The following is a 21656-nucleotide window of genomic DNA, read 5'->3' on the forward strand; positions in this document are numbered from 1 at the left end:
TACAAGCGATGAAAAGACAATTAATTTTATTAAGCCTTACCCTGGGAATGTATACCGCCCGGGCACAGGAAACGATATCTCCGGCAGGTCCGCAAAACAAACCCGTATACCTTACTAATGCCACTATTCATGTAGGCAACGGGCAGGTAATTGAAAACGGCACCATTGCATTCAGCAATGGAAAAATTACTGCAGTAGGCAGTAATATCGCCGCTGCCGGTGGCGATGCCACAGTGCTGGATATGAAAGGCCAGCATATATATCCCGGTATTATTGCACCCGAATCCAACCTGGGCCTGGTGGAGTTTGAGAGCGTGCGCGCTACCATCGATGCACGCGAGGTGGGAGAAATAAATCCTTCCGTACGTTCCATCATTGCGTATAATGCCGATTCCAAAGTAATCAACACCCTGCGTTCCAATGGAATCCTGCTGGCACAGGTAACACCGGAAGGTGGTATTATCAGCGGCGCTTCTTCCGTAGTACAGCTGGATGCCTGGAACTGGGAGGATGCTGCCTATAAAACAGATAATGCGCTGCACTTTTTTATGCCGCCGCTGGCCCCGCTGGGTGGTGGTCGTGGCGCCGTTCCCAACGACCGGCTGAAAGCAGCACTGGAACAAATAGAAACGGTGAGAACATTTTTCCGCGAGGCGAAGGCTTATCAGCAGGAAGGCAAACATACTGCTACCAACCTGAAGTTTGAATCGATGCGGAAGCTGTTTAACAGGGAGCAGAAACTGTTTATCCACTGCGACCTGGTAAAAGAAATGCTCGTAGCGATAGACTTTGCCAAAGAGTTTCAGCTTGATGTAGTGATTGTTGGCGGAGCTGATTCCTGGCTCATTGCAGACATCCTGAAGCAAAATAATATCCCGGTAGTACTGGCACAGCCACATGCTTTGCCGGTAATGCAGGACGATGATGTGGATCAGCCTTATAAAACTGCCGCGCAGCTGCAAAAAGCCGGTGTGCTGTTTTGCCTGAGCAACGAAGGCTTCTGGCAACAGCGTAACCTGGGCTTTGAAGCAGGTACTGCCAGCGCTTATGGCTTAACAAAAGAAGAGGCCCTGTCGGCGGTTACACTCAACGCTGCTAAAATCCTGGGGATCGATAAAACTACCGGCTCACTGGAAACCGGCAAGGACGCGAATATTGCCGTGAGTACCGGTGATATCCTGGATATGAAGTCGAGCGTAATTACACGGGCATTTATCCAGGGCAGGGAAATAAACCTGGATAATAAGCAGAAGCAGTTGTATGAGAAGTACGAGAAGAAGTATGGATTGAAATAGCAGGAATGGCTTATAAAAAAGAAGGGCTGGTATTGATACCAGCTCTTCTTTTTTATAAGTATAATTTTATACTGCTTTTACGAGATAATAGTTCTTCTTTCCTTTCTGAAAGAGAATATACTTATCACGCAGCAAAGCATTGGTATTGATAACGGTTTCTATACCTTCTATTTTATTTTTATTCATACTCACGCCGCCACCCTGCACTGTTTTGCGGGCTTCTCCCTTACTGGGGAAAATACCGGTTTCCGCCAGCAGGCTTACTACATCTTTCCCGGTTTCGAGGTCGGCTTTAGCTACCTCAAATTGTGGTACACCGTCCATTACATCGAGGAGTTGCTCTTCTGTGAGAGACACCAGCAGTTCAGCAGTATCGTTGCTGAAAAGCAGGGAAGAAGCTTTTACTGCAAATTCATAGCTTTCTTCTCCGTGTATAAAAATAGTGACTTCTTTTGCAAGCCTTTGTTGTAACTGGCGTAAGTGTGGTGCCTCGCGGTGTTTGGCAATCAGTTCATCTACTTCCGGTTGCTCCATGAAAGTAAATATCTTAATATAGCTTTCTGCATCCACGTCTGTAGTATTCAGCCAGAACTGGTAGAACATATAAGGAGAAGTCCGCCTGGAATCCAGCCATACAGTTCCCTGTTCTGTTTTACCGAATTTAGTGCCATCTGCTTTTTTTATCAGCGGGCAGGTAAATGCGAATGCCTCACCACCGGCTTTACGGCGGATCAGTTCCGTACCGGTAACAATATTACCCCACTGATCTGAGCCACCCATCTGCAGTTTACAGTTTTTAACAGTATACAAATGATAGAAATCGTAACCCTGTATCAGTTGGTAGGTAAATTCAGTGAATGACATCCCGTTGTCGCCTTCGATCCTTTTCTTAACGGAATCTTTGGCCATCATATAGTTAACGGTGATGTGTTTACCGGTATCACGAATAAAATCGAGGAAGGAAATATGTTGGAACCAGTCGAAGTTATTCACCATCTCAGCTGCGTTTGGCTTGGCAGGATCAAAGTCGAGGAAGCGTTCCAGCTGGGCTCTGATACCGGCTACATTCTTCTGCAGGGTATCCAGGTCCAGCATTTTCCTTTCTTCCGCTTTAAAGGAGGGGTCGCCTACCATGCCGGTAGCGCCGCCCACCAGCGCCAGGGGCTTATGTCCTGCCTTTTGCAGGTGTACCAGTAACAGGATGGGTACCAGGCTACCGATGTGTAACGACTCTGCGGTGGGATCAAAACCAATATAAGCAGTGGTCATTTCCTTTTTCAGTTGCTCTTCCGTGCCAGGCATCATATCCTGTAGCATACCCCGCCAGCGCAGTTCTTCTATCAGATTCATGATTTTAATAACAATTTTTGCAAACCTACATAAAATTCGCAGGATTCGCCCATTTTAAGGATTCCGGCTGGTATTACAAATATCTATGTAAATTTATAAAGAAGACCGGCCGTTTGCACCTCCTGCCGGTTAGAGATACAGATGTGATCATATTCTTTCTTACCCCAAATAAAATATTATGAAAAAAGCACTCGTTTTCTTAGTGGCACTATGTTTTGCGATACCGGTACTGGCGCAGGATTGCAAAGGGTACTATTACCTGCTTAACAACGCGGAAATTGAAATGACCATCCTGGATGCGAAAGGCGTGGCCAGCGGGAAAACCATTTACAAGGTCACAAATGTGCGCAAAGATGGGGCTGGCACCGTGTCTGACTTTACCAATACTTTTTACGATAAAAGCAATAAGCAGGTAACCTCCGGCACCGGGCAATTTAAATGCAGTGGAAACGGCGTAGCCATAGACATGAAGATGAGCGTTCCCTCGATGCCTCAGATGAAAGACATGAAAATGGAAGGCAAAACCAACGCCTCTTTTCTTGATTATCCCTCCGGAATGCACGCCGGACAAGAACTACCAGGTGGTACCTTTGAAATGAACGGTAATGTGAAAGGAATGGAGATGGGTATCAGTTATGTGATCAGCAATAGAAAAGTGCTCGGAAAGGAAAAGGTAACCACACCCGCAGGCAGCTGGGATTGCTTCAAAATTGCTTATGATATTAATTTCGAGATGAAAATGATGGGGCAGGGGATTCCGATGAAGTTCAGTGCCATAGAATGGTTTGCCCTTGACTTCGGACCGGTGAAAACCTCCTCCAGTAAAGATGGAAAAGACATGGGAGGAACAATGATCACAGCGCTGAAGAAATAAAAAGAGCCCCCGATTACTTTTTGTGATTTTCGCGGAGGTTGTCTTTCTCAGGATTACCCTGATTTTACTGATTAACTTTTGTGATTATGGAGGGATTTGAGAAGATTAGTGCATTGGTGAGATTTTAATCCGGGTATTGATATTTTCTCTGGAGAATTGGTTTATTTTCGTTTTTTGTATGATTTTCAGAAAATTCAGTGAAGTTAAAAGGCTTTTATCATCGCCATCCCTAAAATAATTAAAAAGGGTGAGCGGCATTTAACGGCAGTGATTTATTGAATACCGCTCACTTATTTTTGCCAGGATGTCAGTTTTATATGGCAGTGCCCGCATAAACCCCCTGTATCTTTTCGCCTGTAATGCTCTGTAGTAAAGGGTTTCATGATCAAGTCCACGTCCCCTCCACGTCCCCTCCGGGGAATCTCCATGTATTAAGCATCTGCTAAGTATCTGCAAAGCATCTGCTAAGCATAAATGAAGCATCCCCCAGTCAATCTTTAAGCATCCACTCCAATCTCCCAAATCACAAAAAGCTAATCTGTAAAATCAGGGTAATCCTGAGAAAGACAACCTCCGCTTAGATGTTCTTGAGGCATTTGGCCAGACTGTCTCTCCAATAGGGGATAGTAATGCCAAAAGTGCTTTTGATTTTTTCCTTGTTTAATACGCTGTATGCCGGGCGTTTAGCGGCCGTTTTATACTTATCGGAAGTAACGGGGTATATGGCAGTAGTGGCGTTGGTCATTTCTTTAATGGTCACTGCAAAGTCGAACCAGCTGGTCACACCCTCGTTGCTGTAATGATATACGCCGCCGACGGCAGCATCCGGATTGGCTGATTTATACTGCAATACATCCAGGATCGTTTTTGCCAGGTCGCCTGCATAAGTAGGAGTGCCGGTTTGATCAAAAACAACATTCAGTTCCTGTTTTTCCTGCATCAGCTGCTGCATTCTTTTAACAAAGTTTACTGCGAATTCGGAGTAGAGCCAGGAGGTGCGGAGTATAATAGTGTCCGGGTTATAACCGGCAGCAGCGGCTTCACCACGCACTTTGGAAGCGCCGTAGATGCTTTCCGGATCAGTTTCGTCGGTTTCTTTATAAGGTACATTTTGTTTTCCGCTGAATACGTAATCCGTGGAAATATGCAGCAGCTGGGCATTATGCTGGGCGCATATTTCCGCCAGGCTTAATACTGCCTGGAAATTCAGCAGAAACGCTTTGTCTTCATCTTCTTCTGCTTTATCTACTGCAGTATAGGCGGCACAGTTGATACAGGCGTCGATCTGCTGAGCGGAAAAATAAGCTGCCAGGGCATCCGCGTCAGTGATATCCAGGTCCTGGTAATCGGTATATAACAGGTTGAATTGCGGATAATCGCCTGCCACTTTTTGCAGGGCTTGTCCTAATTGGCCGTTTCCGCCGGTAACAAGAATATTCTTCATAGCAAATGATCAGCTGTTAAAAATAAAATTATGTTGAATCTCTGCAAGTGTGGGCAGGATCAGGTCTTTGTCTGAAACTACCGCATCATCCAGGTTGATGCCCCAGTCGATGCCCAGGGCGGGATCATTATAGATGATCCCCCCTTCGCTGCCTTTATGGTAGAAGTTATCACATTTGTACATTACTTCTGCTGTTTCACTGATCACTGCATAACCATGCGCAAATCCTTTAGGCACCAGTAGCTGCAATTTATTGCTGGCGCTTAACTCAATTGCAAAAGATTTCCCGTAAGTAGGAGATCCTTTGCGGATGTCTACTACGGCATCAATAATGCTTCCTTCCAGTACCCTTACCAGTTTCGTTTGTGCATAAGGCTCCAGTTGGTAATGCAGTCCGCGTAGCACTCCATAGGTAGAACGTGCCTGGTTGTCCTGTACAAATTTGTACTCAATACCTTCCGCGCTGAAAGTGCTGGCGTTATAGCTTTCGAAAAAATAGCCACGATGATCGCCAAAAACTTTTGGCTCGTAAATTAACAGATCGGGTATTCCGGTTTGTTGAAAAGGCATGTGCGATAACTATAAGCTGTGAGCGGCCAGCTAATAAAAGAAGCTGGCCGCGGCAGCTATCTTTTTTGATATTGTTCGTTATAATATTGTTGATAGTTTCCGCTGGTAACGTTGTTGAGCCAGGTTTCATTTGCCAGGTACCAGTCAACAGTTTTTTCCAACCCTTCTTCAAACTGGAGAGAGGGTTCCCAACCCAGTTCTTTATTGAGCTTGGTAGCGTCAATAGCGTAGCGGAGATCGTGTCCGGCCCTGTCTTTTACAAAAGTGATCAGCTGGGCAGAAGTACCTTCCGGACGACCCAGTTTCTTATCCATGATTTTACACAGCAACTGAATCAGGTCAATATTTTTCCACTCATTGAATCCGCCTACATTATAGGTTTCACCCACTTTTCCATGATGGAAAATGGTGTCAATTGCGCGTGCGTGATCGTTTACATATAACCAGTCGCGTATATTTTCACCTTTTCCGTAAACAGGTACCGGCTTACTATTTTTGATATTGTGAATAGCCAGTGGTATCAGCTTTTCAGGGAAATGATGAGAGCCATAGTTATTGGAACAATTGGATATAACAGCAGGTAAGTGATAGGTATGATAATAAGCCATTACAAAATGATCCGAACTGGCCTTTGAAGCGGAGTAGGGCGAACGTGGATCATAGGCGGTGGTTTCAAGGAAAAATCCTTCGTCTCCCAGTGATCCGTATACTTCATCGGTAGATACATGATAGAAAAGCTTCCCGTTCATATCATCTTTCCAGTGTTTCCGCGCATTGTTCAGCAATACTGCAGTACCCAATACATTTGTTTTGATAAATGCCAGCGGGTCCATAATGGAGCGGTCTACATGGCTTTCTGCAGCCAGGTGAATAACGCCATCGAACTGATATTTAGCAAAAAGCGCATCAACAAATGATTCATCTGTGATATCACCTTTCTCAAAAATATAATTCGGCTTATCTTTTACATCTGTCAGATTTTCCAGGTTACCGGCATATGTCAGGGCATCGAGATTTACGATCTGGTAATCAGGATACTTATTTACAAATAACCGTACCACATGCGAACCAATAAACCCGGCGCCGCCTGTAATTAATAGTCTTCGCTTCATACCGGAGATGATTTATTTTAACAGGGCTTCTTTAAAATATTCATAAGTGATCTTTAACCCTTCCTGTCTGCCTACTTTCGGCTCCCACCCCAACAGGGTACGGGCTTTGGTAATATCAGGCTGACGTTGTTTAGGATCATCTTTTGGTAACGGATGATAAACAATTTTTTGTTTTGAACCCGTTAACGCGATAATTTCTTCCGCAAACTGGTTCAGTGTGATTTCCTGCGGATTACCGATGTTAACAGGCAGGTGGTAATCGCTTAACAATAAACGATAAATGCCTTCCACCAGGTCATCTACATAACAAAATGAACGGGTCTGGCTGCCGTCACCAAATACCGTGAGATCCTGGCCATTCAGCGCCTGGCTCATAAATGCGGGCAGTGCGCGGCCGTCATTGAGTCGCATACGTGGACCGTAAGTATTGAAGATGCGGATGATACGTGTTTCTACGCCGTGGAAATTATGATAAGCCATCGTAATAGATTCGAGGAACCTTTTGGCTTCGTCATATACTCCCCTGGGGCCAACTGGATTTACATTTCCCCAGTATTCTTCCGGTTGCGGATGCACATTTGGATCGCCATACACTTCAGATGTGGAAGCCACGAGGATACGCGCCTTTTTTTCCTTTGCCAGTCCCAGCAGGTTATGCGTTCCCAGTGATCCTACTTTCAGTGTCTGGATAGGCATCTTCAGGTAATCGATCGGACTGGCCGGAGAGGCAAAGTTCAATATGTAGTCCAGCTTTCCCGGAATATGTACAAACTTGGTAACATCGTGGTGATAGTATTCAAATTCCGGCAAAGGAAAAAGATGTTCGATATTTTTGATATTGCCGGTAAGGAGGTTGTCCATGCCAATTACATGAAAGCCTTCTTTTATAAAGCGATCGCAAAGGTGGGAGCCAAGAAATCCGGCAGCACCGGCAATAAGTATTTTTTTCTTTTCCATGTTGTTGTTATAAATAGTTACAATATTGCTGGTATACGCCCTACACTTTCATAATGATAGCCAAGTTCTTTCATGCGGGACACTTCAAAGAGATTTCTGCCGTCAAAAATAGCCTGATTTTTAAGACTGGCTGAAATTTTATGAAAGTCAGGAGTCCTGAACACACTCCATTCGGTAGCAATAATCAGGGCATCTGCGTTTTCCAGGCAGGTATACTGATGCTCGGCATAAATAATTTTATCTCCCACCACCTGTTTTACATTTGCCATAGCTTCCGGATCAAAAACGCTTACAGTAGCGCCTTCGGCCAGCAGTGCTTCAATGATGTACAATGCCGGCGCTTCCCGGATATCATCAGTATTAGGTTTGAAGGCAAGTCCCCACAGTGCAAAGTGTTTGCCCTTCAGATCGTTTTTAAAGAAACTTTTTATTTTCGGGAGAAGGAACAGTTTCTGATTCTCATTTACATCCATTACGGCATTCAGTATCTTAAATTCATACTGTGCATCCTGGGATGATTTTACCAATGCCTGTACGTCTTTCGGGAAACAGCTGCCGCCGTAGCCGATGCCGGGGAAAAGAAAACGCTTGCCAATACGGTCATCACTACCAATACCCTTGCGTACCATATCCACATCTGCACCGAGTTTTTCACACAGCACTGCAATTTCATTCATGAAGGAAATTTTTGTAGCCAGGAAGGAATTGGCGGCGTACTTGGTAAGCTCCGCTGATTTTTCATCCATGAACAGGATAGGATTTCCTTGTCTTACAAAAGGAGCGTACAGTTCTCCCATTACTTTGCGCGCTCTTTCAGACATGGTACCAATTACAACTCTGTCTGGTTTCATGAAGTCATCTACAGCCACGCCTTCACGCAAAAATTCAGGGTTGGAAACCACATCAAACGGGGTTTTGCAATTTTGCGCGATGGCAGCGGTTACTTTTTCCGCAGTACCCACCGGTACGGTGCTTTTGTCTACAATTACCTTGTAGTCTGTCATAATTTTACCCAGGTGGGCTGCTACATTCAGCACAAAGGAAAGGTCTGCAGCTCCGTCTGCTCCCGGCGGAGTAGGCAATGCCAGGAAGATTACTTCAGCATCTTTAATACCTTCTTCCAGGCTGGTTGTAAAGAACAAACGTTCCTCCTTGAGATTGCGTTCAAATAGTTTTTCCAGCCCAGGCTCATAAATAGTAATCTGACCTGAAGAAAGCTTTTTTACTTTGTTGGCGTCAATGTCTACACAAGTGACGTCATTTCCTGTTTCGGCAAAACATGTCCCGGTTACAAGACCTACATAACCAGTTCCTACTACTGTAATTTTCATGCGGGGTAATTATTTTAAAAATGATTTAACTGACTGGATAATATGCTCCAGCTGATCGGGATCCATTTCAGTGTGTATTGGCAAGGAAATCACCTTTGTGGTGAGACTATCGGTTACGGGGAGATTAAAGGCTGCGCCACCGAAATGCTCGAACATTTTCTGGCGGTGGGCAGGAACAGGATAATAGATCATGGCAGGTACTTCTTTTTCTGCCAGGTATTTCTGCAGCTCGTTTCTATCAGCGCCGTTTAATTGCAGCGTATACTGATGAAATACATGATAGCTGTAAGGAGCGCGATAAGGTGTTGTTATCTGTGGCATATCCGCAAATGCAGCATCATAGGCATCTGCCACCGCACGGCGTGCAGTAATATATTCATCCAGTAATGGAAGTTTAATGCGTAATACAGCTGCCTGTACGGAATCAAGACGGGAGTTGCAACCTACCACATCATGATAATAACGTGCCGACTGCCCATGATTGGCTACCATGCGGATTTTTGCCGCCAGCTCGTCGTCGTTGGTGAAAATTGCGCCGCCATCTCCATAGCAACCCAGGTTTTTGGATGGGAAAAAAGAGGTACAGCCAATATGACCAATAGCGCCGGCCTTTTTCTTTGTGCCGTCGCTAAAAGTATAATCAGCGCCAATAGCCTGGGCATTATCCTCAATTACATACAGCTTATGTTTTGCGGCTAATGTCATCAATGGTTCCATATCCGTTACATGACCGTACAAATGCACCGGCACTATGGCTTTGGTTTTAGGAGTAATAGCTTTTTCTATGGCAGCTACATCCACGCAGTATGTCCGGGGATCTACATCCACAAAAACGGGTTTCAGTTGCAGCAAGGCGATTACTTCTGCGGTCGCTATAAAGGTAAATGAGGGGGTTATTACTTCATCGCCTGGTTCCAGTCCGAGCGCCATCATGGCAATTTGAAGCGCATCCGTACCATTTGCACAGGGAATCACATGTTTTACGTTCAGGTACGACTGCAATTCACTGCTAAACTTCTGAACCGCGCCACCATTAATAAAAGCGGAACTATCCAGCACTTCGCCGATGGCTGCATCTACCTGTGATTTAATCTTCGTATACTGGCGTTTCAAGTCTACCATCTGAATAGGAACCATATGATCGTATATTTTTATTTTGTTTAAAGTGTGCAAATTTACAAATTTTGGGATTGGCTGGGGATTATCTTTGCATTCAACTGAAAATTAAGTAAAAGTACGCAGGCGAATGATAGCAACAGGAATTTATAATGCAGGGCTTCAGTTATATAAAGCGGGAGTGTACCTGGCCGCACTGGCAGGTAAAACCAAAGCCAGGCGCTGGCTGGAAGGCCGGCAGCACTGGCAGTCGCGTATGCGGAAGAACGGAATCGGCTCGCAGCCGGTAGTATGGATCCATGCTGCCTCCCTGGGCGAATTTGAGCAGGGAAGGCCGGTCCTGGAAGCTATCCGTGCTGCCTGGCCCTCGTATAAAATTTTGTTAACTTTTTTTTCGCCTTCGGGGTACGAGGTCCGGAAAGACTATAAAGGCGCCGATTATGTCTGTTACCTGCCCCTGGATACCCGCGGCAACGCCCGGGATTTCCTGGATATTGTACAGCCCGCCCTGGCCATCTTCATAAAATACGAATTCTGGTATCACTACCTGACTACCCTGCACCAACGGAATATTCCTACACTGCTGGTATCAGGCATCTTCCGCCCCGACCAGGTGTTCTTTAAGGGCTATGGCGGTATGTTCCGTGGTCTCCTGCAGCAGTTGACACATATATTTGTACAAAATGAAGCGTCGCTCCAATTACTTCGCGGCATCGGGCTGCAAAATAGCAGTATCAGCGGTGATACGCGGTTCGACCGGGTAGCCGCATTGCTCAATGAACACCGGGAATTGCCTGAAATTTCCATTTTTGCCGGCGAAAAGCGATTGGTCGTTGCCGGTAGTACCTGGCCAGCCGATGAAAAGATATTGAGCGACTGGTGGAAAGAAAAGGAAGAAACAGACATAAAGCTGATCCTTGCACCACATGAAATTGATGACAGCCATATCCAATCGGTGCTGGCATTGTTTCCCGGCGCGCAGCGCTTTTCAGAATTGAAGAACGGGAATAGCAGGCCGGGCGACGTACTGATTATAGACAATATTGGCATGCTCACCACCCTCTACCGCTATGCGGTTATCACCTATGTGGGAGGCGGCTTTGGGAAAGATGGCATACATAACATACTGGAGCCGGCGGCTTACAGCAAGCCGGTGATCATAGGACCGGAGTTTGGAAAATACTTCGAAGCGGTAGAACTGGTGGCAGCGGGAGGGGCGTTGGTGGTTCATAATTACAGAAATCTCCACACCCAGATGGAACGACTCCTGGCCGACAGGAAGGCTTACGCCGAAACTGCCGCCATCGCCGGAAATTATGTAGCCGCCAATACGGGCGCTACTCAAAAGGTATTAAATTATATTCAGGAGAAACGCTTTCTGAGCAACGAATAGAAGTGCTGCACCAGGTGATGGTCATCTTCCCATCCCTGTATAATTTTTATTTCACGCTGGATCCAGTAATCTGCTTCCTGGAGGTTACCACACTCATTGATGGTTTTAATGGAACGTTCGTACAGGTCCCGGTCGCCCCGGAACAGCTCCTGTATAAACTGGTATTTTTCGTTGATGCCAATGGCCTGCCGCAGGTCATTAATGGGCATCTCTCCGAGTTTCTGCGCTACTTCTACCTGTTGTTGCCGCAAACGGTCGTTCAGTGAAGTGCCGTTGCTGCCAACAAGTTCATTGAGATCTTTTCTAAGCTCGCCATTGTTGGTAACGGGCGCTGTATTTTTTACCGGTGGTATATCATCAAACAGGGTGGCTGCCTGTGCGGGTTTGGGTTTTTCCACAGGAGGCTGGTTAACCGCCAGTGTAGGGATAGGTTGCGCTGTAACAACCGGTTCCGGTTTGGGAGGTACCAGGTCGGCCGCCGGAGGTATTGCTGCCATAGGCGTTTCCAACGGTGTTGTTGGTGTTTCTACAGGTTTGGGCGCTTCAGCCGGTTTAGCAGCCGGAAGTTCCTCCGTTCTGGACGCCCGGCCATTAATATCTTCCGTAAGGATTACCGTGTTACGGGTAGGCGTATCGTTTAGCCTGGCTGCGCGGGTATTGATATCTTCAGGTTCCGCGGCGGCAACTGGTGCTTCCGCCGGTTTATTTGAAGGTAATGTTGTAGTTTGCGGCGCAGTTGCTGCCGGTGCAGGTACGGTTACCGGTTGTTGTGCCGGCATGATCACCGCAATATTTCCCTGCGTGGATTGCACCTGTTGCTGATGTAGCTTGTTACGTGCATGCAGCACCTCTGCCTGGAGCAATTGCGCGTAATACGAAATTGCAGAAAGCTCAGCCCCGGAATTTTTTAATTCCTGTAGTTTTTCAATTAATGCATTAATTTTTTCCATGCCTTAATTGTTAACGGGTTAGTGATAGAAATTATTTTATTTTCATAAAATTAGAATATTTTAATTAATTAGTAATCAAATTAGTATAATATGTTTATTGAACCTTCTCTTGCAGGAGGGCGGAGGGGCTGGATTGAAGTAATTTGCGGCTCTATGTTTTCGGGAAAAACCGAGGAACTGATCCGCCGGCTCAAACGGGTACGTATCGCCAATTTAAAAGTGGAAATATTCAAGCCTGCGGTAGATACCCGGTATGATGAAGGCAATATTACTTCCCACGATGAAAATAAGATCATTTCCACGCCGATTGAAAATTCCCAGCAAATACTGCTGCTGGCCCAGGAAGTAGATGTGGTGGGTATTGATGAGGCCCAGTTTTTTGATGATGAGTTGCCAAATGTATGTGATCAGCTGGCACTTCGCGGGGTACGTGTTATCATTGCCGGGCTGGATATGGATTTTACAGGGAAACCGTTTGGGCAAATGCCCTTCCTGCTGGCAAAGGCAGATTATATTACGAAGTTACACGCCATCTGTGTAAAGTGCGGTCATATTGCCAATTACTCTTACCGTAAATCGGCGTCGAAAGAAACGTTGCTGCTGGGGGAGAAAGATCTGTATGAGCCGAGATGCAGGCACTGTTATTATGAGAACGTATGATAAAGAAAAAGGAAGGTCAGCGACCTTCCTTTTTCTTTATGCCTGTTGTTTTACTTTAAACGTAAATTTCTTCTGGGTAAGATAGCTGAAAGTTACCACCAGCGCGGTAGTACATATCTTACCTACGGTGGCATAAAAGTGTAGCTGATCTACAAATATCTTCATTAATAAATAGTTCAGTACAATACAGATCCCTACCAGCATGAAGTAACGGAACAATTGCACGCGTCCGCGTAAATTGGATTCGGAGAACACTACATATTTGCTGAGCAGGAAACCGGTGGGAAAGGTAACGGCCATTGACATGAAGAGGGCGGCGATATGCGCGCTCATACTAACCGGTCCGAGATGCACCATCTGCTGGTGCAGTACAAAATTATAACACACATAATACAGGCATATATCCAATACAGTATTGCCCCCGCCACATGCGAGGTAGCGAAAGGTTTGCCAGGGCATCACCTTCGAAAAGGGCTGGTAAAAGAACTGAAGGATCTGTAATATGATGTTACGTAACATAATTAAAATTGGCGCAAAGTTATGCGTTTTCGGGTTTTTTCGGAAACACTTTAACGAAAGTTAACAACTGTTTTGGCTTATCTTAACATATTCCTTTTTTTCCAGGCAGATTCACGTGGATTGCTGCTGACAGCCGCTTCCTGTAAATTTATGTTGTTTTGCTGCCATACGTACGCAGCCAGGATGGCCGCCAGTTTATTGATATCTGTTTCGTTTGTAAGCAGCGACTGTGGCGTAAAGTATTTATTGATAAAATTGGTATCGAAATTACCTTCAATGAACGCCGGCTGCTGCAATGCCCATTTACCAAAGGGCAGTGTGGTTTTGATCCCTTTTACCTGGTATTCTTCAATAGCGCGGATCAGGCGAAGCCGGGCTTCTTCCCGGTTGCTGCCCCAGGCGATGAGCTTGGCAATCATAGGATCGTAGTAAATGGGAATATCCATTCCCTGCTCGTACCCGTCATCCACTCTTACGCCGTAACCCTGCGGACGGATATAGGTTTCCAGTTTACCGGTATCCGGCAGAAAGTTATTGGCCGGATCTTCCGCGCAGATGCGCAGTTCGATGGCATGACCGTTTATTTTCAGGCTTTCCTGGGTAAAAGACAGTTTTTCTCCCCGGGCTATTTTAATCTGCTCTTTTACGAGGTCGAGGCCGGTGATCAGCTCTGTAACCGGATGCTCTACCTGCAGGCGGGTATTCATTTCCAGGAAGTAGAAGTTCAGTTGTTCATCCACCAGGAACTCCACGGTACCGGCGCCATAATAGTTACAGGCTTTGGCTACATCTACGGCACACTGTCCCATAGCGGCGCGGATAGCCGGTGTAAGACAGGACGACGGCGCCTCTTCAATCAGCTTCTGATGGCGTCTTTGAATAGAACACTCCCTTTCAAATAAATATACACAGTTACCGTGACGGTCGCCCAGTACCTGTATTTCTATATGGCGGGGCGAACCCACATACTTCTCTATAAATACAGCATCGTCGCCAAAAGCGCTAAGGGCTTCACTTTTAGCCATTCTGATCTGCTCATCCAGTTCTTCAGGTGTATTTACCACCCTCATCCCTTTACCGCCACCGCCGGCGGATGCTTTGATCAGGATAGGAAACCCTGTTTTCTTTACTACCTCCCTGGCCTCTTCCACACTGCGTAAGGGGGTTTCTGTGCCGGGCACCATGGGTACGCCAAATTTCTGCGCGGCCTGTTTGGCAGCCAGCTTGCTACCCATTACCTCAATGGAAGCCGCAGACGGCCCAATGAAGGTAATGCCGGCATCAGTTACCTGTTGCGCAAAGCGGGCATTTTCACTCAAAAAACCATATCCCGGGTGAATGCCATCCGCTCCTGTTTCTTTTGCCACGGCAATTATTTTTTCGCCCAGCAGGTAAGATTGATTGGAAGGTGCAGGACCAATGCAAACGGCTTCATCTGCATATTGTACAAAAGGCATGGTACGATCAGCTTCGGAATATACCGCCACTGTTTTTATACCCATTTCCCGCGCAGAACGCATGATACGTAATGCAATCTCTCCCCGATTGGCAACCAGAATTTTCTTCATCAGCAGTTTGCTTTTAACAAGGCCCCTTTGCTATGGGGATGTCATTTTTTAATGAGGGGCTAAATATACTTAAAAATGACTAACGGCTGAAAGCTAATTGTGAATAACTATCTTTGCGCCTGATCATGAAAAAAAGCAATCCTATACATCAGACATTCACCCTTGTAAAAAAGGATCTTACGCTGGAATTACGCCAGCAGTATGCTTTTTATGGGGTACTGCTCTATATCGTGTCTACTGTTTTTGTTATCAACCTGATGATGGGAAGACCAGACGACAAAGTATGGAACGCCCTGTTCTGGGTGATACAGCTGTTTGTAGCGGTGAATGCGGTCGCTAAAAGTTTTATGCAGGAAAGCCGGGGCCGGCTCCTGTACTTCTATTCCCTGGTGAATCCACGTTGTTTTATTGCGGCCAAACTGATCTATAATGTGATATTGATGACCCTTATGAGCATTATTGCATTGGTTTGCAGTATTGCTTTCCTGGGGAATCCCATCATCAACCCCGTCTATTTTGTGGGCATGGTATTGTTGGGCGGTACCAGTATCTCCCTGCTGTTTACCATGCTGGCGGCTATTGCAGCCCAGGCCAATCATAATGCTGCCCTGATGGCGGTAATGGGTTTCCCGCTGATCATGCCGGTGCTGATGCTGTTGGCCAACATCTCTTTATCTGCCTTTGTAACGGTATATCAGCCGGAACTGCCTAAAATGTTCCTTTTACTCGGGGGAATGGATATACTGGTTATTGCCCTGACAATGATCCTTTTCCCTTTTTTGTGGAAAGACTGATATTAGAAATATCAAACAAAAAGCTCACTTCTGTAAAGGATATTTAACGGGGAATTACTGCCGTTGGATAAACTTAAAATCCCCGAAAATCTTTGTGATTAGGTTTAAAACGTGTAGGTTTGCCCCCGAATATAGCTATTAAAAAATGGCCAGACATTGGTGGAAAGCATTAGCGATACTGCTTCTTTTATATGTAATTATCGCCGGGTTCACTGTTAAAATACCTATAATAGGAACCAACGGACAATCATCCCGCGGATTGTTCTTTCACGTACCGATGTGGATATGTATGTATACCATGTACACCATATCTATTGTCAACTCCCTGCTTTATCTGTCGAAATATGATTTAAAGAGAGATGTACTTGCCTCCAGCGCTGCCGGAATAGGTACTTTCTTTGGCGTATTGGGTTTTGCAACGGGTACGCTCTGGGCTACCTATACCTGGGGCGGCACGCTGACAGACGATCCCAAACAGATGTGTACGGCCATTGCCATTCTTATCTACATGGCTTACCTGGTGCTGCGCATGTCGATACACGACCTCGACAAACGGGCACGGATATCCGCAGTTTTTAACATTTTTGCCTTTGCATTGCTGATACCATTAACCTACATCATTCCCCGCATGGTGGATTCCCTGCATCCGGGAAGCGCTACCACACCAGGCTTTGCATCAAAAGATACTGATGGCTCCATGAAGCTGGTGTTGTACCCGGCCTTTATCGGCTGGACCCTGCTGAGTGTGTGGATATTCACACTGGTAGTACGTTATAGGAAATTACAGCTTAAAAATATTTTTAAATGATCAATAGAGCGTTTTCATTTTGCCTGACCCTGGCCTTGCTATTCATTTCGGTACTGGCAAATGCACAACAGCAGAATACAGAGAAAGGACCAGTCAACGAATTCTTCCGCAGCAACGATAAAATTTATGTGATCGTTGGTGTTTTAGTGATCATTTTCCTGGGAATCGTGTTATTCCTTATCAATCTGGACAGAAAGATCGGTAAACTGGAAGAAAAAGATAAAAATCAGTAACCCAAAAACGTTTAAAATCTAATCGTTATACCAAAACAATAATTTTTATGTCGCAAGATCAGCATTATAGCTTCTTCCAGAGTGTGGAGAAAAGCTTCGACAAAGCAGCTGCATTCACCAAATGGGACAAAGGTATCCTGGAGCAGATCAAGGCCTGCAACGCCGTTTACCAGATTAAATTCCCGGTGAGAATAGGCGATTCTGTACAGGTAATTGAAGCTTACCGCGTACAACATTCACATCATAAACTTCCCTGTAAAGGTGGTATCCGCTTCAGCGATGAAGTAAACCAGGACGAAGTAATGGCACTGGCATCCCTGATGACCTACAAATGCGCCATTGTAAACGTACCGTTTGGTGGTGCCAAAGGTGGTTTGAAAATTAACCCCCGCAACTATACGCCCTTCCAGCTGGAAGCGATTACCCGTCGCTATACCGCGGAACTGGTAAAGAAAAACTTTATCGGACCCGGTACAGACGTTCCCGCTCCCGATTACGGTACCGGCGAAAGAGAAATGAGCTGGATCCTGGATACTTACATGAGCTTACGCCCGGGTGAAATAGATGGTTATGGTTGTGTTACCGGTAAACCTGTATCACAGGGCGGTGTGCGCGGTCGTACCGAAGCAACCGGTTTGGGAGTATTCTACGGCTTACGCGAACTGTGTAACATCAAGGAAGATATGGACCGTCTCGGTCTTACTACCGGTATCGAAGGAAAAAGAGTGATTGTGCAGGGTATGGGTAACGTAGGTTATCACGCTGCCAAATACTTCCACGAAGCCGGTGCTAAAGTAATTTGCCTGATCGAGTGGGATGGTGCTATCTATAACGAACAGGGTATGAATCCTGATGAAGTACTGATGCACAAAAAAGCTACCGGTTCTATCGTAAACTTCGCCGGCGCTACCAACCTGAATAAAAATACAGATGGTCTGGAACTGGATTGCGAAATCCTGATCCCTGCTGCCCTGGAAAATGTAATTGATAAACACAACGCTCCCAACGTTAAAGCAAAGATCATCGGTGAAGCTGCCAATGGTCCTTTAACACCGGAAGCCGACGAAATCCTGAATAAGAAAGGTGTGATCGTTGTTCCGGATATGTTCCTGAACGCCGGCGGTGTAACCGTTTCTTATTTCGAATGGCTGAAAAACCTCAGCCACGTGCGTTATGGCCGTTTGGGCAAACGCTTCGATGAGAATATGAACATTCATATCCTGCAAACCATCGAAGAGCTGACCGGCAAAACCGTTTCTGATAAAGAAAGAAAATTCATTGCGCACGGTGCGGATGAAGTGGACCTGGTATATTCCGGCCTGGAAGAAACCATGCACGCTGCACTCCATGAAGTACGCGACGTAATGATGGCTAACCCGCAGATCCATGATATGCGTACAGCCGCTTACGTAGTAGCCATTAATAAAGTAGGTGCTGCTTACGAGCAACTGGGTATTTTCCCCTGATGCGCAGCGATAGATAATTTTTGTAGAAGGGCCTCCGTGTATACGGAGGCTTTTTTATATAAATACCGGCAGCTGGTTCAGGAACCGCCATTTATTTTCGGTGGCCACATAGTTGCCGCAAAAAGTGTTCACACCGTTGGTGATCACGAGGTAAGTAGCCGGGATCACCATGTTATAGCGGATCACCTGCTGCATAGTATGTTCGGTGAGGGGCACATTCATTTCTTTGCATTCCACCAGCATCCAGGGTTGTGTGGCACGGTTGTAGATCACGATGTCATACCGCTTTTTCATCTCTCCCAAAAAAATTTCCTTTTCAATACCTATCAGGGAAGCTGGATACTCCAGCACTTTTACCAGGTAGTTCAGAAAGTTTTGTCTTACCCACTCTTCCGGCGTGAGTACCACATATTTTTTACGGAAGCGGTCAAAGATGAGTTCTTTGCTGCCTTCTTTCATAATTTTAAAATCGGGTGGGGGGAAGCTGATAGCGATCAAGATATAACTGATTTTAATACTGCTGCGAAGATAGTTACATTAGGATAATATTGAGGTTAGCGAACAAAACCTTATATTTGCTTGTCAAAAAGCTATGAAGACAAAAGACGAAATTGTAGCTAACTGGCTGCCCCGCTACACGGGTGAGAAACTGGATCAATTTGGTTCCCACATCCTCCTCACCAACTTCAGTAATTACGTAACAATGTTTGCCGAATGGAACAACGTGGAAATCGTTGGTGGAGGCCGGCCTATGCAGTGCGCTACTGCAGGCGATATTACCATTATCAACTTTGGTATGGGAAGTCCGGGCGCTGCTACCGTGATGGACCTGTTGTCTGCCATCTCCCCGAAAGCTGTATTGTTTCTTGGTAAATGCGGCGGATTAAAAAAGAAGAATAACATCGGCGACCTCATACTGCCTATCGCCGCTATCCGCGGGGAAGGTACCAGCAATGATTATTTCCCGCCGGAAGTACCCGCACTGCCTGCATTTGCTTTGCAGAAGGCCATTTCCACCACTATCCGTGATTCCGGTTACGATTACTGGACCGGCACCTGCTACACCACCAACAGACGCGTATGGGAGCATGATGCCGCGTTTAAACAATACCTGGAAAAAATACGGGCAATGGCCGTGGATATGGAAACTGCCACTATCTTTTCTGTTGGTTTCTTTAATAAGATCCCTACCGGCGCTTTATTGCTGGTATCTGATCAGCCAATGGTGCCTGAAGGCGTAAAAACGGAAGAAAGCGACAAAAAGGTGACCACTAAATTTGTGGAACGCCATCTTAAAGTGGGTATCGACTCCTTACAGAAGCTGATTGAAAGTCACCAGACCGTGAAGCATCTGCGTTTTTAGAATTGTTGTATCTTCCGGGTATGCTTTCCACGCGGGTAGAGATACAGGACCTGGAGGTAACTTTCAGGTCCGGACAAACAACAACAACAGCTGTTAATCAGATTTCCCTTTCTATAGGCAAGGGCGAAATTGTAGGCGTAGTAGGAGAATCCGGGTCCGGAAAATCCGTTACTGCTCTTTCGCTTATGCGACTCATTGATATGCCTGGCACCATTTCCGGTGGGCAGATCCTTTACCAGGCAGCGGATGAAACAGCAGTTAACCTGCTGCAGTTGCCCGATGCTACCATGCGTAGCTACCGGGGCAACGAAATTGCCATGATTTTTCAGGAACCCATGACGGCGCTGAATCCCCTGCATACCTGCGGAGAGCAGGTGGCGGAGGCTATCCGTTTGCATACCGGTGTAAGCCGCAAAGCAGCACGGAATGAGGTAATCGCGCTTTTCGAAAAGGTAAAACTGCCTGATCCTGCCGGGATCATGGATCGTTATCCCCACGAAATTTCCGGTGGACAGAAACAGCGGGTGATGATAGCAATGGCTATCTCCTGTCATCCCCGCCTGCTGATCGCCGACGAGCCCACTACAGCGTTGGATGTTACCGTGCAGAAGGCAATACTGGAGCTACTCCGCGAGCTACAGCAGCAGATGGAGATGAGCGTTATTTTTATTACCCACGACTTAGGCGTGGTGGCGGAAATAGCGGAAAGGGTAGTGGTGATGTATAAAGGGAATATATTGGAAGAAGGAACAGTAAGAAACGTGTTCCTGCATCCGCAACATCCGTACACAAAGGGGTTGCTGGCCTGCCGGCCCCCATTGGATAAACGTTTGCTAAGATTGCCTGTGATCCGTGATTTTATGGAGACAGACTCACGGGGACAGATACACGAAAAAGCCGGCGCCATCCGGGAGGTGATGCAGTCGCTGGTAATTCCTGAGGCAACCCTCCGTCAGCGCGAGCTACAGCTCGCTGCAGCAGCGCCTTTACTGGAGGTGCATGAGCTGAAAACCTGGTTTCCTGTGAAAAGGAGCATCACCGGCAAAGTACTGCAATGGGCCAAAGCGGTAGATGATGTGAGTTTCCGGGTGATTACCGGTGAAACACTCGGCCTGGTAGGTGAATCGGGTTGTGGTAAAACCACGCTGGGCCGTTCGCTGTTAAGGCTTGCAGAGCCAACGGCAGGAAGCATTATTTATAAGGGGCAGGATATACGAAGTTTGTCAGCCGGCGGGATGCGTGCGCTGCGGAAAGATATGCAGCTGATTTTCCAGGACCCTTATGCTTCACTGAATCCGCGGAAAACCATCGGCGCCGCTATCCTGGAGCCGATGAAGGTGCACGGGTTGTATGGCACGGAGCGGCAGCAAAAAGCAAAGGTGCTGGAATTGCTGGAGAAGGTAAACCTGTTGCCTGAACACATTAACCGTTATCCGCACGAGTTTTCCGGCGGACAGCGCCAGCGGATTGTAATAGCGCGTGCGCTGGCGGTGGAGCCATCTTTTATTATCTGTGATGAGTCGGTGGCGGCGCTGGATGTAAGCGTGCAGGCGCAGGTGCTGAACCTGCTGATCCGTTTAAGGGAAGAACTGGGCTTTACCTGTATTTTTATTTCGCACGATCTTTCCGTGGTGAGGTTTATCAGCGACCGGATGATGGTGATGCAGAAGGGAAAAATTGTAGAACAGGGCGCAGCCGACAGGGTGTATAATCACCCGGAAAATCCGTATACCCAACAGCTGATAGCAGCTATTCCTAAAGGGATATAATATATAATTACCTGATTGTTATGCATTATATATCATTTTTTGATGATGTAGATAATAATCGGTAACTTTGCACCTCTAAAATTT

21 protein-coding genes are annotated in these 21656 nt (G+C 46.3%); 10 read left to right on the plus strand and 11 right to left on the minus strand.

The genetic code is table 11. The features are described 5' to 3' along the window. The first annotated feature begins 8 nt into the window (after positions 1 to 8). Positions 9 to 1295, plus strand: a complete 1287-nt coding sequence (locus tag V7S65_RS28470) for an amidohydrolase family protein (RefSeq protein ID WP_111577929.1) — start codon at positions 9 to 11, stop codon at positions 1293 to 1295. Between the two features lie 66 nt (positions 1296 to 1361). Here the strand turns inward: V7S65_RS28470 and tyrS are convergent, their stop codons facing one another. Beyond that, entirely contained in the window at positions 1362 to 2645 is a 1284-nt protein-coding gene (gene tyrS / locus V7S65_RS28475; RefSeq protein WP_079470870.1) for a tyrosine--tRNA ligase, read from the minus strand. A gap of 178 nt (positions 2646 to 2823) precedes the next feature. Here tyrS and V7S65_RS28480 point away from each other — a divergent pair, with 178 nt between their 5' ends. Next, on the plus strand, positions 2824 to 3519 hold the full coding sequence (locus V7S65_RS28480; RefSeq protein WP_336389154.1) for a TapB family protein: 696 nt from the start codon (positions 2824 to 2826) through the stop codon (positions 3517 to 3519). A gap of 577 nt (positions 3520 to 4096) precedes the next feature. Here the strand turns inward: V7S65_RS28480 and rfbD are convergent. Genes rfbD through V7S65_RS28510 form a run of 6 tightly spaced genes read right to left on the minus strand, consistent with a single transcriptional unit; the run spans position 4097 to position 10070 of the window. Further along, positions 4097 to 4963, minus strand: a complete 867-nt coding sequence (rfbD, locus tag V7S65_RS28485) for a dTDP-4-dehydrorhamnose reductase (protein ID WP_111577926.1) — start codon at positions 4961 to 4963, stop codon at positions 4097 to 4099. A 9-nt stretch (positions 4964 to 4972) separates the two neighbouring features. Continuing rightward, positions 4973 to 5533 (minus strand): dTDP-4-dehydrorhamnose 3,5-epimerase, encoded by a 561-nt coding sequence (gene rfbC, locus V7S65_RS28490; RefSeq protein ID WP_079471007.1) that lies wholly within the window; start codon positions 5531 to 5533, stop codon positions 4973 to 4975. A 56-nt stretch (positions 5534 to 5589) separates the two neighbouring features. Next, positions 5590 to 6645: a dTDP-glucose 4,6-dehydratase gene (gene rfbB / locus V7S65_RS28495; protein ID WP_336389153.1), complete on the minus strand. Its 1056-nt coding sequence runs from the start codon at positions 6643 to 6645 to the stop codon at positions 5590 to 5592. A gap of 12 nt (positions 6646 to 6657) precedes the next feature. Further along, positions 6658 to 7602 carry a UDP-glucuronic acid decarboxylase family protein gene (locus tag V7S65_RS28500; protein ID WP_079470866.1) on the minus strand — a complete coding sequence of 315 codons (945 nt, stop codon included), beginning with the start codon at positions 7600 to 7602 and terminating at the stop codon, positions 6658 to 6660. 17 nt (positions 7603 to 7619) lie between these two features. After that, complete coding sequence (locus tag V7S65_RS28505; protein WP_079470865.1) at positions 7620 to 8933, minus strand: UDP-glucose dehydrogenase family protein; 1314 nt, start codon at positions 8931 to 8933, stop codon at positions 7620 to 7622. A 9-nt stretch (positions 8934 to 8942) separates the two neighbouring features. After that, the gene (locus tag V7S65_RS28510; RefSeq protein ID WP_111577924.1) at positions 8943 to 10070 is read right to left on the minus strand and encodes a DegT/DnrJ/EryC1/StrS family aminotransferase; all 1128 of its coding nucleotides are present in this window, start codon (positions 10068 to 10070) and stop codon (positions 8943 to 8945) included. A gap of 109 nt (positions 10071 to 10179) precedes the next feature. Here V7S65_RS28510 and V7S65_RS28515 point away from each other — a divergent pair, with 109 nt between their 5' ends. Then, entirely contained in the window at positions 10180 to 11442 is a 1263-nt protein-coding gene (locus V7S65_RS28515) for a glycosyltransferase N-terminal domain-containing protein (protein WP_111577923.1), read from the plus strand. Here V7S65_RS28515 and V7S65_RS28520 read toward each other — a convergent pair. After that, on the minus strand, positions 11412 to 12392 hold the full coding sequence (locus tag V7S65_RS28520; protein WP_336389152.1) for a hypothetical protein: 981 nt from the start codon (positions 12390 to 12392) through the stop codon (positions 11412 to 11414). The two genes, V7S65_RS28515 and V7S65_RS28520, sit on opposite strands and share 31 nt — an antisense overlap. A 90-nt stretch (positions 12393 to 12482) precedes the next feature. Between V7S65_RS28520 and V7S65_RS28525 the strand changes: the two genes are divergently transcribed. Next, positions 12483 to 13052, plus strand: coding sequence for a thymidine kinase (locus V7S65_RS28525; RefSeq protein WP_079470861.1), 570 nt, complete (start codon positions 12483 to 12485; stop codon positions 13050 to 13052). 36 nt (positions 13053 to 13088) lie between these two features. Here V7S65_RS28525 and V7S65_RS28530 read toward each other — a convergent pair whose 3' ends face one another. Both V7S65_RS28530 and accC read right to left on the minus strand, forming a co-directional pair. After that, on the minus strand, positions 13089 to 13571 hold the full coding sequence (locus V7S65_RS28530) for a GtrA family protein (RefSeq protein ID WP_079470860.1): 483 nt from the start codon (positions 13569 to 13571) through the stop codon (positions 13089 to 13091). Between the two features lie 77 nt (positions 13572 to 13648). Next, entirely contained in the window at positions 13649 to 15139 is a 1491-nt protein-coding gene (accC, locus tag V7S65_RS28535; protein ID WP_079470859.1) for an acetyl-CoA carboxylase biotin carboxylase subunit, read from the minus strand. A 125-nt stretch (positions 15140 to 15264) separates the two neighbouring features. Here accC and V7S65_RS28540 point away from each other — a divergent pair, with 125 nt between their 5' ends. From V7S65_RS28540 to V7S65_RS28555, 4 genes are all read left to right on the plus strand, one after another. Continuing rightward, positions 15265 to 15933 (plus strand): heme exporter protein CcmB, encoded by a 669-nt coding sequence (locus tag V7S65_RS28540; RefSeq protein ID WP_079470858.1) that lies wholly within the window; start codon positions 15265 to 15267, stop codon positions 15931 to 15933. A 145-nt stretch (positions 15934 to 16078) separates the two neighbouring features. Continuing rightward, complete coding sequence (ccsA, locus tag V7S65_RS28545) at positions 16079 to 16741, plus strand: cytochrome c biogenesis protein CcsA (RefSeq protein ID WP_079470857.1); 663 nt, start codon at positions 16079 to 16081, stop codon at positions 16739 to 16741. Beyond that, the gene (locus V7S65_RS28550) at positions 16738 to 16974 is read left to right on the plus strand and encodes a CcmD family protein (RefSeq protein WP_079470856.1); all 237 of its coding nucleotides are present in this window, start codon (positions 16738 to 16740) and stop codon (positions 16972 to 16974) included. The genes ccsA and V7S65_RS28550 overlap by 4 nt, the downstream gene beginning before the upstream one ends. A gap of 47 nt (positions 16975 to 17021) precedes the next feature. Then, the gene (locus tag V7S65_RS28555) at positions 17022 to 18440 is read left to right on the plus strand and encodes a Glu/Leu/Phe/Val family dehydrogenase (RefSeq protein ID WP_079470855.1); all 1419 of its coding nucleotides are present in this window, start codon (positions 17022 to 17024) and stop codon (positions 18438 to 18440) included. Between the two features lie 54 nt (positions 18441 to 18494). Here V7S65_RS28555 and V7S65_RS28560 read toward each other — a convergent pair whose 3' ends face one another. Then, positions 18495 to 18938: a type I restriction enzyme HsdR N-terminal domain-containing protein gene (locus V7S65_RS28560; protein ID WP_111577922.1), complete on the minus strand. Its 444-nt coding sequence runs from the start codon at positions 18936 to 18938 to the stop codon at positions 18495 to 18497. Positions 18939 to 19032: 94 nt separating this feature from the next. Between V7S65_RS28560 and V7S65_RS28565 the strand changes: the two genes are divergently transcribed. Both V7S65_RS28565 and V7S65_RS28570 read left to right on the plus strand, forming a co-directional pair. Then, positions 19033 to 19803 carry an AMP nucleosidase gene (locus V7S65_RS28565; RefSeq protein ID WP_336389150.1) on the plus strand — a complete coding sequence of 257 codons (771 nt, stop codon included), beginning with the start codon at positions 19033 to 19035 and terminating at the stop codon, positions 19801 to 19803. A gap of 20 nt (positions 19804 to 19823) precedes the next feature. Further along, the gene (locus tag V7S65_RS28570) at positions 19824 to 21572 is read left to right on the plus strand and encodes an ABC transporter ATP-binding protein (protein ID WP_336389149.1); all 1749 of its coding nucleotides are present in this window, start codon (positions 19824 to 19826) and stop codon (positions 21570 to 21572) included. The last annotated feature ends 84 nt before the right edge of the window (positions 21573 to 21656 follow it).

Source organism: Chitinophaga sp. CCNWYY40, from assembly GCF_037483205.1.
GTDB classification, from domain to species: Bacteria; Bacteroidota; Bacteroidia; order Chitinophagales; family Chitinophagaceae; genus Chitinophaga; species Chitinophaga ginsengisegetis.

Coding starts and splice junctions, on each gene's coding strand:
- V7S65_RS28470 (WP_111577929.1), top strand. CDS start 9: ATGAAAAGACAATTAATTTTATTAAGCCTTACCCTGGGAATGTATACC.
- tyrS (WP_079470870.1), bottom strand. CDS start 2,645: ATGAATCTGATAGAAGAACTGCGCTGGCGGGGTATGCTACAGGATATG.
- V7S65_RS28480 (WP_336389154.1), top strand. CDS start 2,824: ATGAAAAAAGCACTCGTTTTCTTAGTGGCACTATGTTTTGCGATACCG.
- rfbD (WP_111577926.1), bottom strand. CDS start 4,963: ATGAAGAATATTCTTGTTACCGGCGGAAACGGCCAATTAGGACAAGCC.
- rfbC (WP_079471007.1), bottom strand. CDS start 5,533: ATGCCTTTTCAACAAACCGGAATACCCGATCTGTTAATTTACGAGCCA.
- rfbB (WP_336389153.1), bottom strand. CDS start 6,645: ATGAAGCGAAGACTATTAATTACAGGCGGCGCCGGGTTTATTGGTTCG.
- V7S65_RS28500 (WP_079470866.1), bottom strand. CDS start 7,602: ATGGAAAAGAAAAAAATACTTATTGCCGGTGCTGCCGGATTTCTTGGC.
- V7S65_RS28505 (WP_079470865.1), bottom strand. CDS start 8,933: ATGAAAATTACAGTAGTAGGAACTGGTTATGTAGGTCTTGTAACCGGG.
- V7S65_RS28510 (WP_111577924.1), bottom strand. CDS start 10,070: ATGGTTCCTATTCAGATGGTAGACTTGAAACGCCAGTATACGAAGATT.
- V7S65_RS28515 (WP_111577923.1), top strand. CDS start 10,180: ATGATAGCAACAGGAATTTATAATGCAGGGCTTCAGTTATATAAAGCG.
- V7S65_RS28520 (WP_336389152.1), bottom strand. CDS start 12,392: ATGGAAAAAATTAATGCATTAATTGAAAAACTACAGGAATTAAAAAAT.
- V7S65_RS28525 (WP_079470861.1), top strand. CDS start 12,483: ATGTTTATTGAACCTTCTCTTGCAGGAGGGCGGAGGGGCTGGATTGAA.
- V7S65_RS28530 (WP_079470860.1), bottom strand. CDS start 13,571: ATGTTACGTAACATCATATTACAGATCCTTCAGTTCTTTTACCAGCCC.
- accC (WP_079470859.1), bottom strand. CDS start 15,139: ATGAAGAAAATTCTGGTTGCCAATCGGGGAGAGATTGCATTACGTATC.
- V7S65_RS28540 (WP_079470858.1), top strand. CDS start 15,265: ATGAAAAAAAGCAATCCTATACATCAGACATTCACCCTTGTAAAAAAG.
- ccsA (WP_079470857.1), top strand. CDS start 16,079: ATGGCCAGACATTGGTGGAAAGCATTAGCGATACTGCTTCTTTTATAT.
- V7S65_RS28550 (WP_079470856.1), top strand. CDS start 16,738: ATGATCAATAGAGCGTTTTCATTTTGCCTGACCCTGGCCTTGCTATTC.
- V7S65_RS28555 (WP_079470855.1), top strand. CDS start 17,022: ATGTCGCAAGATCAGCATTATAGCTTCTTCCAGAGTGTGGAGAAAAGC.
- V7S65_RS28565 (WP_336389150.1), top strand. CDS start 19,033: ATGAAGACAAAAGACGAAATTGTAGCTAACTGGCTGCCCCGCTACACG.
- V7S65_RS28570 (WP_336389149.1), top strand. CDS start 19,824: ATGCTTTCCACGCGGGTAGAGATACAGGACCTGGAGGTAACTTTCAGG.